This window comes from Pseudomonas sp. FGI182 (genome assembly GCF_000511325.1).
Classification (GTDB): domain Bacteria; phylum Pseudomonadota; class Gammaproteobacteria; order Pseudomonadales; family Pseudomonadaceae; genus Aquipseudomonas; species Aquipseudomonas putida_Z.
In genome coordinates this window covers 1,748,596-1,762,958 of sequence record NZ_CP007012.1, presented here as the reverse complement: position 1 = coordinate 1,762,958, position 14,363 = coordinate 1,748,596, and the positions used below count along the sequence as shown (strand labels likewise).

Below are 14,363 nucleotides of genomic sequence, written 5' to 3'. Positions count from 1 at the left end.
GGCCTGGCGGACCTCAGCCACGGCTGTCGCAGGCCGCTGCCTGCTTCAGGTGCGGCACGAAGTTGCACGGGCGATGGCGGGCATCCAGTTGCTCGGCGAGGATACCGTCCCAACCGGTGCGCACCGCGTTGGTCGAACCCGGCAGGCAGCACACCAGGGTACCGTTGGCCAGCCCAGCCAGGGCGCGCGACTGCACGGTGGAGGTACCGATGTCGGCCACGGAAATCTGCCGGAACAGCTCACCAAAGCCTTCTACCTGCTTGTCCAGCAGGCAGGCCACGGCCTCGGGCGTGCTGTCGCGGCCGGTAAAGCCGGTGCCGCCGGTGATCAGCACCACCTGCACGCTGTCATCGGCAATCCAGGTGGCGACCTGGGCGCGAATCTTGTACAAGTCGTCTTTCAGCAGCACGCGCTCGGCCAGGCGATGGCCAGCCGCGCTTAGCCGGTCGACGAACAGCTGGCCGGAGGTATCGGTGTCGAAAGTACGGGTGTCGCTGACCGTGAGCACCGCGATGTTCAGCGGCACGAAGGGGGTATCTGCCTTGGCTTTCATGGGGGTCCGTCACAAGAAGATGGGATGGCCGCAGTTATAACACAGCACGCCCCCATCACAGCGTGACGCCCGTGGCCCTTGCCCTCGATCAATGCCCCGGGTTTGCCGCTATGCTGCACTGTAGACGGAACTTGCGTGGACGCCCTGCGTCTTAATGTCATCTAGCACCATCGCACTGGAGAAACACGATGATTCAACGGACCCTACCCGCCTTCCTGCTCGCCTTGGGCCTGGGCGCCCTCGCTGGCTGCGCATCGCCAACCGTCATTACCCTGAACGACGGTCGCGAAATCCAGGCCACCGACACACCGAAGTTCGATGAAGACTCCGGTTTCTACGAATTCGAGCAGCTGGACGGCAAGCGCACACGCCTGAACAAGGACCAGATCCGCACCGTCAAAGAGCTCTGATCGCAGCCTGTTTTTTGCAAAGGCCCTTTTAACAACAAGGGCTTGCGTGCAAAAAAAGTATGCAGTAGGATTTCCTTCATCGGAGTGTAGCGCAGCCAGGTAGCGCGTCTCGTTCGGGACGAGAAGGCCGCAGGTTCGAATCCTGTCTCTCCGACCAAATCCTCGTCAAAAAGCCCGCCTAGTGCGGGCTTTTTGTTGTGCATTGAAAAGTCCCTGTAGGAGCGGCCTTGTGTCGCGATGGGCCGCAAAGCGGCCCCAGATCCCGGCATCGCTGCACATATCGCCGGGGCTGCTTCGCAGCCCTCTCGCGACACAAGGCCGCTCCTGCAAAGGGCTGCATCAACCGGTCATAACGCTTGCTCGGCCTCCACCGGCACATACAGCAACTGCAGGCGCTCACTGCTCCAGGCCCGGGTCTGGTTGGTCAGCGCCAGGTTGTTGTTCAGCTTCTGCCCATAGCTTGGCACGATTTCCTTGAGCCTGGCCTGCCAGGCTGGCGACTGGATACGGTCCTTGAAGGTCTTTTCCAGCACGGTCAGCATGATCGGCGCCGCGGTCGAGGCACCCGGCGATGCCCCCAGCAATGCAGCGATGCTGCCGTCCTGAGCCGCCACCACTTCAGTACCGAACTGCAGCACACCGCCCAGTACCGGGTCCTTCTTGATCACCTGCACCCGCTGGCCGGCCTGCAGCAGCTTCCAGTCTTCGTTCTTGGCGTTGGGGAAGTACTCGCGCAGCGCGTTCATGCGGTCATCGAAACTGAGCATCAACTGCCCCATCAGGTAGGTGCTGAGGTCGATGTTGTCGATACCGGCATTGACCATCGGCAGCACGTTGTGGCTGTTCAGCGAGGCGAACATGTCCAGCAGCGAGCCGTGCTTGAGGTACTTGGTGGAGAAGGTGGCGAACGGGCCGAACAGCAGCACCTGCTTGCCATCGATCATCCGCGTGTCCAGGTGCGGTACCGACATCGGCGGCGCGCCGACCGAGGCCTTGCCGTACAGCTTGGCCTGGTGGCGGGCGACCAGGTCGGGGTTGTCGGTCATCAGGAACTGGCCACCGACCGGGAAGCCGGCATAGCCTTCGGCTTCAGGGATGCCCGACTTCTGCAGCAGCTTCAGCGCGCCACCACCGGCACCGATGAACACGAAGCGGGCGTTGACGGCCTTTTCCTCGCCGCCATTGGCCAGGTCGGCCACCCGCACATGCCAGGTGCCGTCGTCGTTGCGCACGATGTCGCGCACTTCATGACGCAGGTTCAGCGACACATTGGGGTTGCGAGTCATCGCCGCGAACAACTGGCGGGTGATTTCGCCAAAGTTCACGTCGGTGCCGATGGCCATGCGCGTGGCGGCGATTTTCTGCTCCGGGTCACGGCCTTCCATCACCAGCGGTGCCCACTTGCGGATCTGCTCGTGGTCTTCGGAGATTTCCATGCCGCGGAACAGCGAGCTGTGCTGCAGGGCGTCGACGCGCTTGTGCAGGAAGGCGACGTTGTCGTCACCCCAGACAAAGCTCATGTGCGGCACGTTGTTGATGAACGACTTCGGGTTGCTCAACACGCCCTGCTCGACCTGGTAGGCCCAGAACTGCTTGGACACCTCGAACTGCTCGTTGACCCCAACGGCCTTGCTGATGTCGATGCTGCCGTCTTTACCGACGCTGGTGTAATTCAGCTCGCAGAACGCGGAGTGACCGGTACCGGCGTTGTTCCAGGCGTTGGAGCTTTCTTCGGCCACCTGGTCCAGGCGTTCGTAGACGTCGACCTTCCAGGAAGGCTCCAGCTCGGTGAGGTAGGTGCCCAGGCTGGCACTCATGATGCCACCGCCGATCAGCAGCACATCGACGGTCTTTTCCGGCTCCGCGGGTTTGGAGCAGCCGATGACGCCCAGGCAGAGGAACGTCAGCAGGAATTTCTTCATTGATGTTATCCAGTTGTTGTGTACACGCGCGCCGCCTTGAGCAGGGAACGTGCCAACTGGGTCTGAAGCAGTGAATACAGGAGGCGGGCGACGGGGAGCATGGCGACAATCCGCCAGAGGGGCCGGATGCACTGCAATGAAATGGCGGATTTCCCCGCCTTGCGCTGCCCTTGTAGGAGCGGCCTTGTGTCGCGATGGGCTGCAAAGCAGCCCCCTGCGATATCCGCACTGTTGCCGAGACATTGGGGCCGCTTTGCGGCCCATCGCGACACAAGGCCGCTCCTACAGGGACCGCGTCAGGCATGGTAGGGCGTCAGGCGCTCAGGCGGGAGGTGACTTCACCCAGCTGCCCCGACAACCCATGCAGGCGCTGCCCCGCCTGTTCGGTATGCTGCACCGCCTGCTGGTTGGCCGTGGCGATGCGGGTGATTTCGATCAGGTTGCAGGAAATGTCCTCGGCCACGCTGGTCTGCTCTTCGGCCGCCGTGGCGATCTGCCGGTTCATGTCGCGGATCGCTTCCACTGCCAGGGTGATGCGCTGCAGCATCTGCCCGGCCTGCTGCACCTGCTCGGCACCCTCCTCGCTGCGCTGCTGGCCGCTTTCGATGGCCTTGACCGCCTCCACCGCCCCAGACTGCACCGCTTCGATGATCTGGTGGATCTCGGCGATCGACGCCGCCGTGCGCTGGGCCAGGCTGCGCACTTCATCGGCGACGACCGCAAAACCTCGCCCGGCCTCGCCGGCACGGGCCGCCTCAATGGCCGCGTTGAGCGCCAGCAGGTTGGTCTGCTCGGCAATGCCACGGATCACTTCGAGCACTTTGCCAATGCGCGTGCTGTCATGCTCCAGATCGCGAATCACCGCCGCCGTGCCGGCAATTTCGCGGTTGACCGCGCCGATGATGTCGATGGTCTGCTGCATCACCTGCTCGCCCGCCTGGGCACTGTGGTCGGCGTCGTCCGCCGCGCGGGCGGCCTCGGCGGCGTGGCGGGCGACTTCCTGGGCGGTGGCGGACATCTCGTGCATGGCCGTGGCCACCTGGTCGGTGCGCTGGAACTGGTCGTGGGTACCACGGGCCATGTCGCCGGCGATGCTGCGCAGCTGGCCGCTGGCGCCTTCCAGTTCCTGGGCGTTGTCCTGCAGCCGGCCGACCGTGTCGGCGAGGAAATCGCGCAGGGTGTTGGCGGCCCGCGCCAGGCGCCCCAGTTCGTCCTCGCGGCGGCTGTCTACCCGGGCGGCAAAGCGGCCCTGGCTCAGCTGCGCGACATAGTCGATCAACTGGCGGATCGGCTCGATCAGGCTGCGGTTGACCAACCACAGGCTGAGCAGCCCCACCAGCACGGCCGAGGCCAGCATCACCAGCAGGCCCAGCCATACCGTGCGCTCGGCGCCGGCACTCAGGCTGGCGGCGTGCTGACGGGCTTCGGCACGCAGTTGCTCGACCAGTTCGCTCATCTGCTCGCTGACGGCGCGGTCCACGCCCTTGACCGCCTGGTCGCCGGCTACCGGGTCGCTGCCCGACGCCATAAATGCCTGGCGACCCTGCGCATAGGCCTGGCCCAGCTGCCGGTGGCTGTCACGCAGTTGCTGCAACGGCGCCTTGAGCCTCGCGTCGCTGCTGTCGATCAATTGCCCGAGCAGTTGCTGCACCTGCTGCTCGCGAGCCTGGAACTGCTGCCAGTACTTGTCCATGTCAGCCGGCTGGCGCCCGCGCAACAGCACATTCTTCCATTCCTGCACCTGGATCTTGAACTGCAGGTTGGCTTCGTCGATCAACTGCGAGGCCCGCAGCGGCCCGTCGACCAGCTCGGCGTAGCCGCGCACGCTGGAGGAGAGGAACTGGAAGCACACCAGGGCGATCAGCAACATCGCCACCAGACTGCCGCCGAGCAGGGAAAGAATTTGCACTCTGAGGGATTTACGCAACATCTTGGATCTCGGAAAGCAGGAGGAAGACCGGGGGCCGCGCAAGTTGGCAATGGGGTGCAACGCAGCCCGGTTACTGGCAGGCCAAAAAAAGGCTGCCATCAAGCAATGGCAGCCAGGTCGAGCACTTACGCAACAGTTGAGCTAGATACTCTCAGGCAAATACTACAGAAATGTTACAACGCCACTACAAGCTACCCCGTGGTGAACTGCAAGGCCGCCAGCCGGGCATACAGCGGGCTCTCTTCGATCAGCTGGCGATGCGTCCCCACCGCCACCAGCCTGCCCTTGTCGATAACCGCGATACGGTCGGCATGCTGGACAGTAGCCAGGCGATGGGCGATCACCAGGGTGGTGCGCCCGGCCATCAGGCTGGGCAGCGCCTGCTGGATCAGGAATTCGCTTTGCGCGTCAAGTGCGCTGGTGGCTTCGTCCAGCAACAGGATCGGCGCATCGACCAGCAACGCACGGGCGATGGCCAGGCGCTGCCGCTGCCCGCCGGACAGGCCAATGCCGCCCTCGCCCAGCGGTGTCTGGTAGCCCTGCGGCAATTGCCGGATGAATGCGTCGGCATGGGCACCCCGGGCGGCTGCCTCGACCTCGGCCAGGGTCGCCTCGGGCCGGCCATAGCGGATGTTGGCCTCGACCGTGCCGCGAAACAGCGAGGGGTTCTGTGCCACCAGGGCGAACTGCTGGCGCAGGTGATCGGGGTCGAGTTCGGTGATCGCCCGGCCATCAAGCAGGATGCGCCCCTGCTGGGGGTCGTAGAAGCGCAGCAACAAATCGAACAAGGTCGACTTGCCCGCCCCCGACGGGCCCACCAGCGCCACGGTCTGCCCCGGCTCGATGGTCAGGCTCAGGCCATCGACAGCCGCCACCGAGGGCCGTGATGGGTAGGCGAACACCAACTGCTGCAGTTCGATATGCCCACTGGCCCGCTGCTGTGGCAGCACCTGCGCCATGGCGGGCGGCAGGATCGCACTGCGCGCCGCCAACAGTTCGGCAATGCGCTCGGCGGCGCCCGCCGCCCTCTGCAACTCGCCGATCACCTCGCTGAGGGTGCCGAACGCACTGCCGACGATCAGGCTGTAGAACACGAAGGCGGCCAGTTCGCCCGCGGAAATGCGCCCGGCGATCACGTCCATGCCGCCAACCCACAACATCACCCCCACCGCTCCCAGAACCAGCACGATCACCAGGGTGATAAGCCAGGCGCGCTGGGCAATCCTCTGCCGGGCCACGGCAAACGCCGCTTCCACCGTGCCGGCGAACAGCTCGCGGTCATGCGCCTGGTGGTTGTAGGCCTGCACGGTCTTGATCTGCCCGAGGGTCTCGGCCACATAGCTGCCCACATCGGCCACCCGGTCCTGGCTCTGCCGCGACAGGCTGCGTACCCGGCGGCCGAACAGCAGGATCGGCGCCAGCACCAGCGGCAGGGCCACCACCACGATACTGGTGAGCTTGGGGTTGGTGATGAACAGCAACACCACGCCACCGATGACCATCAGCGCGTTGCGCAGGAACATCGACAGCGAAGAGCCGATTACCGATTGCAGCAAGGTGGTGTCGGCGGTCAGCCGCGACTGGATCTCGGAGCTGCGGTTGTCTTCGAAAAACCCGGGATGCAGGCCGATCAGGTGGTCGAACACGGCCCGACGGATATCGGCCACGCAGCGCTCGCCGATCCACGACACCAGGTAGAAGCGGCTGAAGGTACCCACCGCCAGGGCCACCACCAGCAGCAGGAACAGGCCGATGGTCTGGTTGAGCTGATGCACGGAGCGGGTCATGAAGCCCTGGTCCACCAGCAGGCGGATGCCCTGCCCCATGGACAGGGTGATGGCGGCGGTGACTACCAGGGCCAGCAAGGCCAGCAGCACCTGGCGACGGTACGGACGGACAAACTGCCAACCCAGGCGCAAGGCGCGGCGTTGACGCGGGGAAACCGATTCGGGCATGGCGCTGACCACATTGGCGGGGAAACCGCAGCCTACCACTCATCCACGCCTGTGGAACCCTTGCAGGGTTGCTATAGCCTATCGGTCTAACCAGGCTATGGAGCTTTACCGCCGTTTCTGTTCGACTGTGCCTGCCGTGACCCTGCAGGTACTGTCACAGGCCAGTCACGGCACAGGGTTAACCTGCGCTTGAACCTGATGAGGAGACAATACATGAGCTTGCAGCATGGCAGCGACAACCAGAAGCCCCGGACTACCCCTCAGCCGCAGGTGTGCGGTTCGATCATCGATGCCCAGGGGCGCGAAGTACCGATCACCGAGCAGATGATCCAGAAGGCCTGCAAGGCGCTGGAAGAAAGCCGGGTAGAGCGCGTACGCAAAGGTTGATCGGCGAATTCTTGCAACCCGGCGCTTGCGCCGGGTTTTTATTTGCCTTGGATAATCCTGACAGATCAGCTCAACCTTCTTCGCGGGCTTGCCCGCTCCCACAGGTCCCCCATTGACCTCAGGGCCTGTGTGGTCCCTGTAGGAGCGGGCAAGCCCGCGAAGAGGCCGGCACAGCTTTCAAAAGGCTGTCAGACCAACACCCCACCCAAGGCACTGACCAGCTGCGCCAACTGCGGCGACTCCCCGCGCAAGCGCACCGCCAGCCCTTCGATCTCGCGCCGTGGCGGGTACTGCTTGCGCAGCTGGTCGAACGCTGCACGCTGCTGCTGCGGGTCGTCGCTGAGGCTGCGGCGGAAATCAGCATCGTCGCGGCGTGGGTCGTACACCGCGCGGCACAGGGTGGCCAAGGCCCAGGCCGGGTCGGTGCTGGCATCCAGCTCGATCTGCGCCAGCGGCGGCCGGGGCAGCAGGTCGGCCAGTTGCACCTGTTCATCCACACCGAGGAAGCGGCACAGCGCCTGGTAGATCTGCGCCGTACCACGCTGGCGGCCGTCGAGGCTGTAGCCGGCAATGTGCGGCGAAGCCAATGTGCACAGGTCGGCCAGTTGCAGGTCGACCTGCGGCTCCCCCTCCCACACATCCAGCACCGCATGCAGGTCTTCGCGGTCCAGCAGCAGTTCGCGCAGGGCGGCGTTGTCCACTACAGGGCCACGGCTGGCGTTGACCAGCCAGGCACCGGGGCGCAACTGCGCCAGCTGCGCCTGGCCCAGCAGGTGCCAGGTCGGGTGCTCGCCGCCACGCTGCAAGGGGGTGTGCAGGCTGATCACATCGCACTGTTGCAGGATGGTTTCGAGGCTGACGTAGTCACCGCCCTCGGCGGCCTGGCGCAGCGGGTCGCATACCAGTACCTTCCAGCCCAGGCCATGCAGCACCCGCACCAGGCGGCCACCCACCTCACCCGCGCCTACCACGCCATACACGCGCTCGGGCAGTGCCACGCCATCCAGTTCCGCCAGGGTCAGCAGGCTGCCCAGCACGTAATCGACCACGCCGCGGGCATTGCAGCCCGGTGCGCTGCTCCAGTGGATGCCGGCCTCGGCAAAGTAGTTCAGGTCGAGGTGGTCGGTGCCGATGGTGCAGGTGCCGACAAAGCGCACGCGGCTGCCTTCGAGCAACTGGCGGTCGACCTTGGTCACCGAGCGCACCAGCAGGATGTCGGCGTCCTTTACGCTGGCGGCATCGAGGCTTCGGCCCGGGTAACGACGGATTTCGCCGAAACCCTGGAAGAAGGCATCGAGCAGCGGGATGTTCTCGTCGGCAACTATCAGCATGGAGCTCTCCTGTCTGGGGAACGCAGTGTAGGCGCAACGCCGGGCGTGTTCCAGAGCGGCTCAGTCGGCTTTCTTGCGGATCCAGTACAGGAAGGTACCGGCGTCTTCCTGCTGCTGCAGCAGTTCGTGGCCGAGGAAGTTGCAGAACTTGGGGATGTCGCGGCAGGTCGAGGGGTCGGTGGCGATGACCTTGAGCAGGCCGCCAGCGGCCAGGTTGCGCACGTGCTGGTGCAGCATCATCACCGGTTCCGGGCAGTTCAGGCCGGTGGCGTCGAGGATGGCGTCGGGGGTGAAATCGGTCATGGGGGACTCCGCAAATGATCGCTATTGTCGCGCATCGCGCCATTTCGACCAAGGGGCCTCAGACGCATGCCTTAAGGTTTGTGTGTGCGTCGAAATCGAGCGCCGCCCGCGCGGCGCTTCGCGGGACAAGCCCGCTCCCACATCTGTTTCGGGCCAATTACTCCTGCGCCAGATGGGTTGCAGCCCTGGGGCATGGCTGAAGATCGATGAAGAGCAGTCGCGCCCCCTCGATATCGAATGGAACAAACAAGGCGGACACAGGTGCCCTCACAGGAGTGACTGGCCCGAAACAGATGTGGGAGCGGGCTTGCCCCGCGAAGCGCCGCGCGGGCGGCGCTCGATCTCAACACCAACCAAAAACTCAAGCCATGCACCTGCAACCCCACAGAACCCAAACCCTGCGCCCGAAACTCAGCGCGGCTTCAAGTCCAACCGGCGCAGATGGCAGGTCACTTCCTCGCGGTCGTGATACAGCTGCTTGCAAGCAATCGACACCTTGATCTTGCGCGCCTTGAAGGTCGCCTCCATGCGGTCGAGCAGCCGGCGAACTTCCGCATAGCGCTGTTTCATCGGCAGCTTCAGATTGACCACAGCTTCACGACACAACCCCTCGCCCAGCCAGGTCTCGATCAGCGAGGTGGTACGCGCCGGTTTCTCGACAATGTCGCACACCATCCAGTCCACCGGCTGCTTCGGTTGCCAGGTGAAACCATCGGCCATCAGGTGCTGAACCAACCCGGTGTCCATCAGGCTTTCGGCCATCGGCCCGTTGTCGATGGCGGTCACCAGCATGCCCCGGCGCACCAGCTGGTAGGTCCAGCCACCCGGCGAGGCCCCCAGGTCGACACCGGTCATGTCATCGCCCAGGCGCTGCTCCCACTGCTCGCGCGGGATGAACTGGTGCCAGGCCTCTTCCAGCTTGAGCGTCGAGCGGCTGGGCGCCTCGCGGGGGAATTTCAGGCGCGGGATGCCCATGGGCCACAGCGCACTGTTGTTGGCCGGGGCAACACCGGCAAATACCCGGCGGCCGCTGATGAAGGTGAGCAGCAGGCGTGGGCGGCTGGGGTCGTCGACCAGGCGCCCGGCCTTTTCCAAAGCCTTGCGCAGCGGCACCTCGAACTTGCGGCAGAAGGTAGACAGTTCCTTGCCTTCGTTGCTGTCCAGCACCTCCAGCCACAGGCTGCCAAACACCGGGAACCCGGCCAGGTGCGCCAGCAGCACACTGATGCGGTCGCTTTCCGGCAGCTCGACATAACCGCCACGGGCCCACTGCCGCGGGAAAATCAGCTGGTTGAAGCGCAGTTCCCCCATCAACCGCTCGACACCGCCCTCCTCGCTACAGACAAACTCGGCACTGGCACTTTGCGGCTTGCCTTTGGCATAGCCGGCAACACCCAGGCGGGCGGCATGTTCGCTGATTTCGGCGCACACCTCACCCTCGAAACCGGGCCGGCAATGCATGAACAGGGTATTCATCTCTCACTCCACTTCGGCTGGCGCGCCACAGGCACCGGCAGGGCGGCGATGATAAAGGAAGATCGGAACCTGCGACACGCCCCGCCGGTCCAGAAAAGGGTCAGGTGGCGCAAAGCGGTCTAACCTGACCTTTCAGCCAGGTCCGTGCCGTGCGGATCGATACAGAGCGGTGCCACCGGCAGATCTTGCCAGGCACCGGCGCAGAAGGAGTTGGCAATGCCCTCGCTCGATAGCCTGAATACCCTCAAATCCCTACAGGTCGGCGACAAGACCTACCACTACTTCAGCCTCACCGAAGCCGCCCGCCAACTGGGCGACCTGCAGCGCCTGCCCATGTCGCTGAAGGTGCTGCTGGAAAACCTGCTGCGCTGGGAAGACGGCAAGACCGTCACCGGCGACGACCTGCACGCCCTCGCCCAATGGCTGGGCGAGCGACGCTCCGACCGCGAGATCCAGTACCGCCCGGCGCGGGTGCTGATGCAGGACTTCACCGGTGTGCCGGCCGTGGTCGACCTGGCCGCCATGCGCGCAGCCATGGCCAAGGCCGGCGGCGACCCGCAGCGGATCAACCCGCTGTCACCCGTGGACCTGGTGATCGACCATTCGGTGATGGTCGACCGCTACGGCACGCCGCAGGCCTTCAGCGAGAACGTCGACATCGAAATGCAGCGCAACGGCGAGCGCTATGCCTTCCTGCGCTGGGGCCAGAGCGCCTTCGACAACTTCCGCGTGGTACCGCCGGGCACCGGCATCTGCCACCAGGTCAACCTCGAATACCTCGGCCGCACCGTCTGGACCCGTGAGGCCGATGGCCGCACCTACGCCTTCCCCGACACCCTGGTCGGTACCGATTCGCATACCACCATGATCAATGGCCTGGGCGTGCTCGGCTGGGGCGTGGGCGGCATCGAAGCGGAGGCAGCCATGCTCGGCCAGCCGGTGTCGATGCTGATCCCCGAAGTGATCGGCTTCAAGCTGACCGGCAAACTGCGCGAAGGCATCACCGCCACCGACCTGGTGCTGACTGTGACGCAGATGCTGCGCAAGAAGGGCGTGGTGGGCAAGTTCGTCGAGTTTTATGGTGATGGCCTGGCCGAGCTGCCCTTGGCCGACCGTGCGACCATCGCCAACATGGCCCCGGAATACGGCGCCACCTGCGGCTTCTTCCCGGTCGACCAGGTGACCCTGGACTATCTGCGCCTGTCCGGCCGCCCCGAGGCGACCGTGCAACTGGTCGAGCAGTACTGCAAAGCCCAGGGCCTGTGGCGGAAGCCGGGCCAGGAGCCACTGTTCAGCGACAGCCTGGCGCTGGACATGCACGAGGTCGAGGCCAGCCTGGCAGGGCCCAAGCGGCCGCAGGACCGGGTAGCCCTGGGCCAGGTCAGCCAGGCCTTCGACCACTTCATCGAACTGCAACCCAAGCCGCTGGCCAAAGAGGTCAGCCGCCTGGAAAGCGAAGGTGGCGGCGGCGTGGCGGTGGGCAACGCCGACCAGGCGGGGGAGATCGACTACAGCCATCAAGGCCAGACCCACACACTGCGCGATGGCGCCGTGGTGATTGCCGCGATCACCTCGTGTACCAACACCTCCAACCCCAGCGTGATGATGGCCGCCGGGCTGGTGGCGAAAAAGGCCCTGGAAAAAGGCCTGCAACGCAAACCCTGGGTCAAGAGCTCGCTGGCGCCGGGTTCCAAGGTGGTCACCGACTACTTCAAGGCCGCCGGGCTCACCACCTATCTGGACCAATTGGGGTTCGACCTGGTCGGCTATGGCTGCACCACCTGCATCGGCAACTCCGGCCCGCTGGATGAAGCGATCGAAAAAGCCATCGGCAGCGCCGACCTCACGGTGGCTTCGGTGTTGTCGGGCAACCGCAACTTCGAAGGCCGCGTGCACCCGCTGGTCAAGACCAACTGGCTGGCCTCGCCGCCGCTGGTGGTGGCCTATGCCCTGGCCGGCAGCGTGCGCCTGGACCTGACCCGCGATCCGCTGGGCACCGGCAAGGATGGCCAGCCGGTGTACCTGCGCGATATCTGGCCCAGCCAGCAGGAAATCGCCGCTGCCGTGGCCAAGGTCGACACGGCGATGTTCCACAAGGAGTACGCCGAGGTGTTCGCCGGCGATGCACAGTGGCAGGCCATCGAGGTACCGCAGGCGGCCACCTACGTGTGGCAGGCCGACTCCACCTATATCCAGCATCCGCCGTTCTTCGACGACATCGGCGGGCCGCCCCCGCAGATCACCGACATCCAGGGTGCGCGGATCCTGGCGCTGCTGGGTGACTCGGTGACCACCGACCATATTTCCCCGGCCGGCAACATCAAGGCCGACAGCCCGGCCGGGCGCTACCTGCGTGAGCAGGGCGTGGAGCCCCGCGACTTCAACTCCTACGGCTCGCGGCGTGGCAACCATGAAGTGATGATGCGCGGCACCTTCGCCAACATCCGCATCCGCAACGAAATGCTGGCGGGCGAAGAAGGTGGCAACACCCTGCACGTGCCCAGTGGCGAGAAGCTGTCGATCTACGACGCGGCCATGCGCTACCAGCAGGAAGGCACTCCGCTGGTGGTGATCGCCGGCCAGGAATACGGCACCGGCTCGAGCCGCGACTGGGCCGCCAAGGGCACCAACCTGCTGGGGGTCAAAGCGGTACTGGCGGAAAGCTTCGAGCGCATTCACCGCTCCAACCTGGTAGGCATGGGCGTACTGCCGCTGCAGTTCAAGGCCGGGCACAACCGCAAGCAACTGGGGCTGACCGGCAAGGAGAAGATCGATGTGCTTGGCTTGAACGGCGCACAGATCTGCCCGGGCATGAGCCTGCCGTTGCGCATCACCCGCGAGGATGGGCAGCAGGAGCAGATCGAGGTGCTGTGCCGGATCGATACCGTGAATGAGGTGGAGTACTTCAAGGCGGGGGGGATATTGCATTACGTGTTGCGCCAGCTGATTGCGGGTTGAGGCGGGTATGCTTGGGGCTGCTGTGCACGCCGATCGCCTGTAGGAGCGGCCTTGTGTCGCGATGGGGCGCGCAGCGGCCCCGCTCGTTAGCGGCGGCGAAGCTGAAATCTGGGGCCGCTATGCGGCCCATCGCGACACAAGGCCGCTCCTACAGACGACGCGTAGCGGCCCGTTTCCGTTTACCCGAAAAGGACCACTCGTGCCTCGCTTCCACCTGATCGCACTTTCACTCCTGGCACTCGGCTACACCCTCGCCCTGAGCCAGGGCAACCTCGGCATCACCACCCTGCCCACCTTTCTCGCCCTGCTTGCCAGCGCCCTGCTCGCTCGCCGCCCCCAGCGCTGGCAACAAGCCCTCGGCCACACGTTGTTCATCCTCCTGGCCATCGCCCTGGCATTGCACTGGCTGCCCGGCTTCAACGCTGCCAAGGTCATCGACGGCGTTGTCCTCAGCCCCGGCGCCCTGCCCTTCACGATGTACCTGAACCTGGACAAACCGCTGATCGGCGCCTGGCTGCTGCTGGCCTGCCCTTGGCTGTTCCTGTGGCGCAGCCAGGGCCTGGCGACCAGCCTGCTGTACGCCCTGCCCCTGACCCTGCTCGCCTGCCTGGGCGGCGCCTGGGCACTGGGCATGCTGGCCTGGGCCCCGAAATGGCCCGACCAGGCCTGGCTCTGGCTGCTGAACAACCTGCTGCTGGTAAGCCTGACCGAAGAACTGTTGTTCCGCGGTTACATCCAGGCCGGCCTGCAACGGCTACTGCGCCACCAAGGGTTGGCATTGTTCGCCGCCGCCTTGCTGTTCGGCCTGGCCCACCTGGGGGCCGGCTGGCAATGGGTGTACCTGGCCACCCTTGCCGGTATCGGCTACGGCCTGGCGTACCGCTGGGGCGGCGTGGCGGCGGCGGTGCTCTGCCATTTCGGCCTGAACCTGGTGCACTTCACCCTGTTCAGCTATCCGATGCTGGCTCTTGGCTAGCTAATCGGTCATCATTCGACTTATACGTCATGAAACAGCAGAAAAAATGCAATAATGACGCCAACTTGCTTGAACGTGCTCGCTGGCTAACCCAGATCAAGTGATGGCTTATTGCCACAGATCAAGCACATTAATTATTCATTCAATAAAACCAGCGGCTTG

The 14,363-nt window shown here is 64.7% G+C and carries 11 protein-coding genes, 1 tRNA gene and 1 pseudogene; 5 read left to right on the top strand and 8 right to left on the bottom strand.

Features of this window, described 5'->3' with window-relative positions; all coding sequences use genetic code 11:
- Nucleotides 1-13 precede the first annotated feature (13 nt).
- A complete protein-coding gene (moaB, locus tag C163_RS07910) occupies nt 14-553 on the bottom strand; it encodes a molybdenum cofactor biosynthesis protein B (RefSeq protein WP_025338313.1) in 540 nt (179 codons plus the stop codon).
- A gap of 188 nt (nt 554-741) precedes the next feature.
- On the opposite strand from moaB, the gene C163_RS07905 reads away from it, so the two are divergent.
- Together C163_RS07905 and C163_RS07900 are read left to right on the top strand one after the other, a co-directional pair.
- Complete coding sequence (locus C163_RS07905; protein WP_025338312.1) at nt 742-963, top strand: YgdI/YgdR family lipoprotein; 222 nt, start codon at nt 742-744, stop codon at nt 961-963.
- A gap of 80 nt (nt 964-1,043) precedes the next feature.
- Nucleotides 1,044-1,120: transfer RNA gene (locus C163_RS07900), tRNA-Pro, on the top strand.
- Nucleotides 1,121-1,310: 190 nt separating this feature from the next.
- Here C163_RS07900 and mqo read toward each other — a convergent pair.
- The 4 genes and pseudogenes from mqo to C163_RS07885 all read right to left on the bottom strand — a co-directional run bounded on the left by mqo (nt 1,311) and on the right by C163_RS07885 (nt 6,770).
- Complete coding sequence (gene mqo / locus C163_RS07895; RefSeq protein WP_025338311.1) at nt 1,311-2,885, bottom strand: malate dehydrogenase (quinone); 1,575 nt, start codon at nt 2,883-2,885, stop codon at nt 1,311-1,313.
- A gap of 313 nt (nt 2,886-3,198) precedes the next feature.
- Nucleotides 3,199-3,903: a methyl-accepting chemotaxis protein gene (locus tag C163_RS27665; protein ID WP_371257960.1), complete on the bottom strand. Its 705-nt coding sequence runs from the start codon at nt 3,901-3,903 to the stop codon at nt 3,199-3,201.
- A gap of 228 nt (nt 3,904-4,131) precedes the next feature.
- Nucleotides 4,132-4,242, bottom strand: a pseudogene (locus C163_RS27660) (hypothetical protein); the annotation flags it as partial.
- Between the two features lie 764 nt (nt 4,243-5,006).
- Nucleotides 5,007-6,770 (bottom strand): ABC transporter transmembrane domain-containing protein, encoded by a 1,764-nt coding sequence (locus tag C163_RS07885; RefSeq protein WP_025338309.1) that lies wholly within the window; start codon nt 6,768-6,770, stop codon nt 5,007-5,009.
- 213 nt (nt 6,771-6,983) lie between these two features.
- Between C163_RS07885 and C163_RS27295 the strand changes: the two genes are divergently transcribed.
- The gene (locus C163_RS27295) at nt 6,984-7,157 is read left to right on the top strand and encodes a PA1571 family protein (RefSeq protein WP_170978823.1); all 174 of its coding nucleotides are present in this window, start codon (nt 6,984-6,986) and stop codon (nt 7,155-7,157) included.
- A gap of 188 nt (nt 7,158-7,345) precedes the next feature.
- Here C163_RS27295 and pdxB read toward each other — a convergent pair whose 3' ends face one another.
- The 3 genes from pdxB to rlmM all read right to left on the bottom strand — a co-directional run bounded on the left by pdxB (nt 7,346) and on the right by rlmM (nt 10,267).
- Nucleotides 7,346-8,488, bottom strand: a complete 1,143-nt coding sequence (pdxB, locus tag C163_RS07880; protein ID WP_025338308.1) for a 4-phosphoerythronate dehydrogenase PdxB — start codon at nt 8,486-8,488, stop codon at nt 7,346-7,348.
- A 60-nt stretch (nt 8,489-8,548) separates the two neighbouring features.
- Nucleotides 8,549-8,791, bottom strand: a complete 243-nt coding sequence (tusA, locus tag C163_RS07875; protein WP_025338307.1) for a sulfurtransferase TusA — start codon at nt 8,789-8,791, stop codon at nt 8,549-8,551.
- A gap of 411 nt (nt 8,792-9,202) precedes the next feature.
- On the bottom strand, nt 9,203-10,267 hold the full coding sequence (gene rlmM / locus C163_RS07870) for a 23S rRNA (cytidine(2498)-2'-O)-methyltransferase RlmM (protein WP_025338306.1): 1,065 nt from the start codon (nt 10,265-10,267) through the stop codon (nt 9,203-9,205).
- 216 nt (nt 10,268-10,483) lie between these two features.
- On the opposite strand from rlmM, the gene acnA reads away from it, so the two are divergent.
- Together acnA and C163_RS07860 are read left to right on the top strand one after the other, a co-directional pair.
- On the top strand, nt 10,484-13,225 hold the full coding sequence (gene acnA, locus C163_RS07865; protein WP_025338305.1) for an aconitate hydratase AcnA: 2,742 nt from the start codon (nt 10,484-10,486) through the stop codon (nt 13,223-13,225).
- 199 nt (nt 13,226-13,424) lie between these two features.
- Nucleotides 13,425-14,201, top strand: coding sequence for a CPBP family intramembrane glutamic endopeptidase (locus tag C163_RS07860; RefSeq protein WP_025338304.1), 777 nt, complete (start codon nt 13,425-13,427; stop codon nt 14,199-14,201).
- Nucleotides 14,202-14,363: the final 162 nt, after the last annotated feature.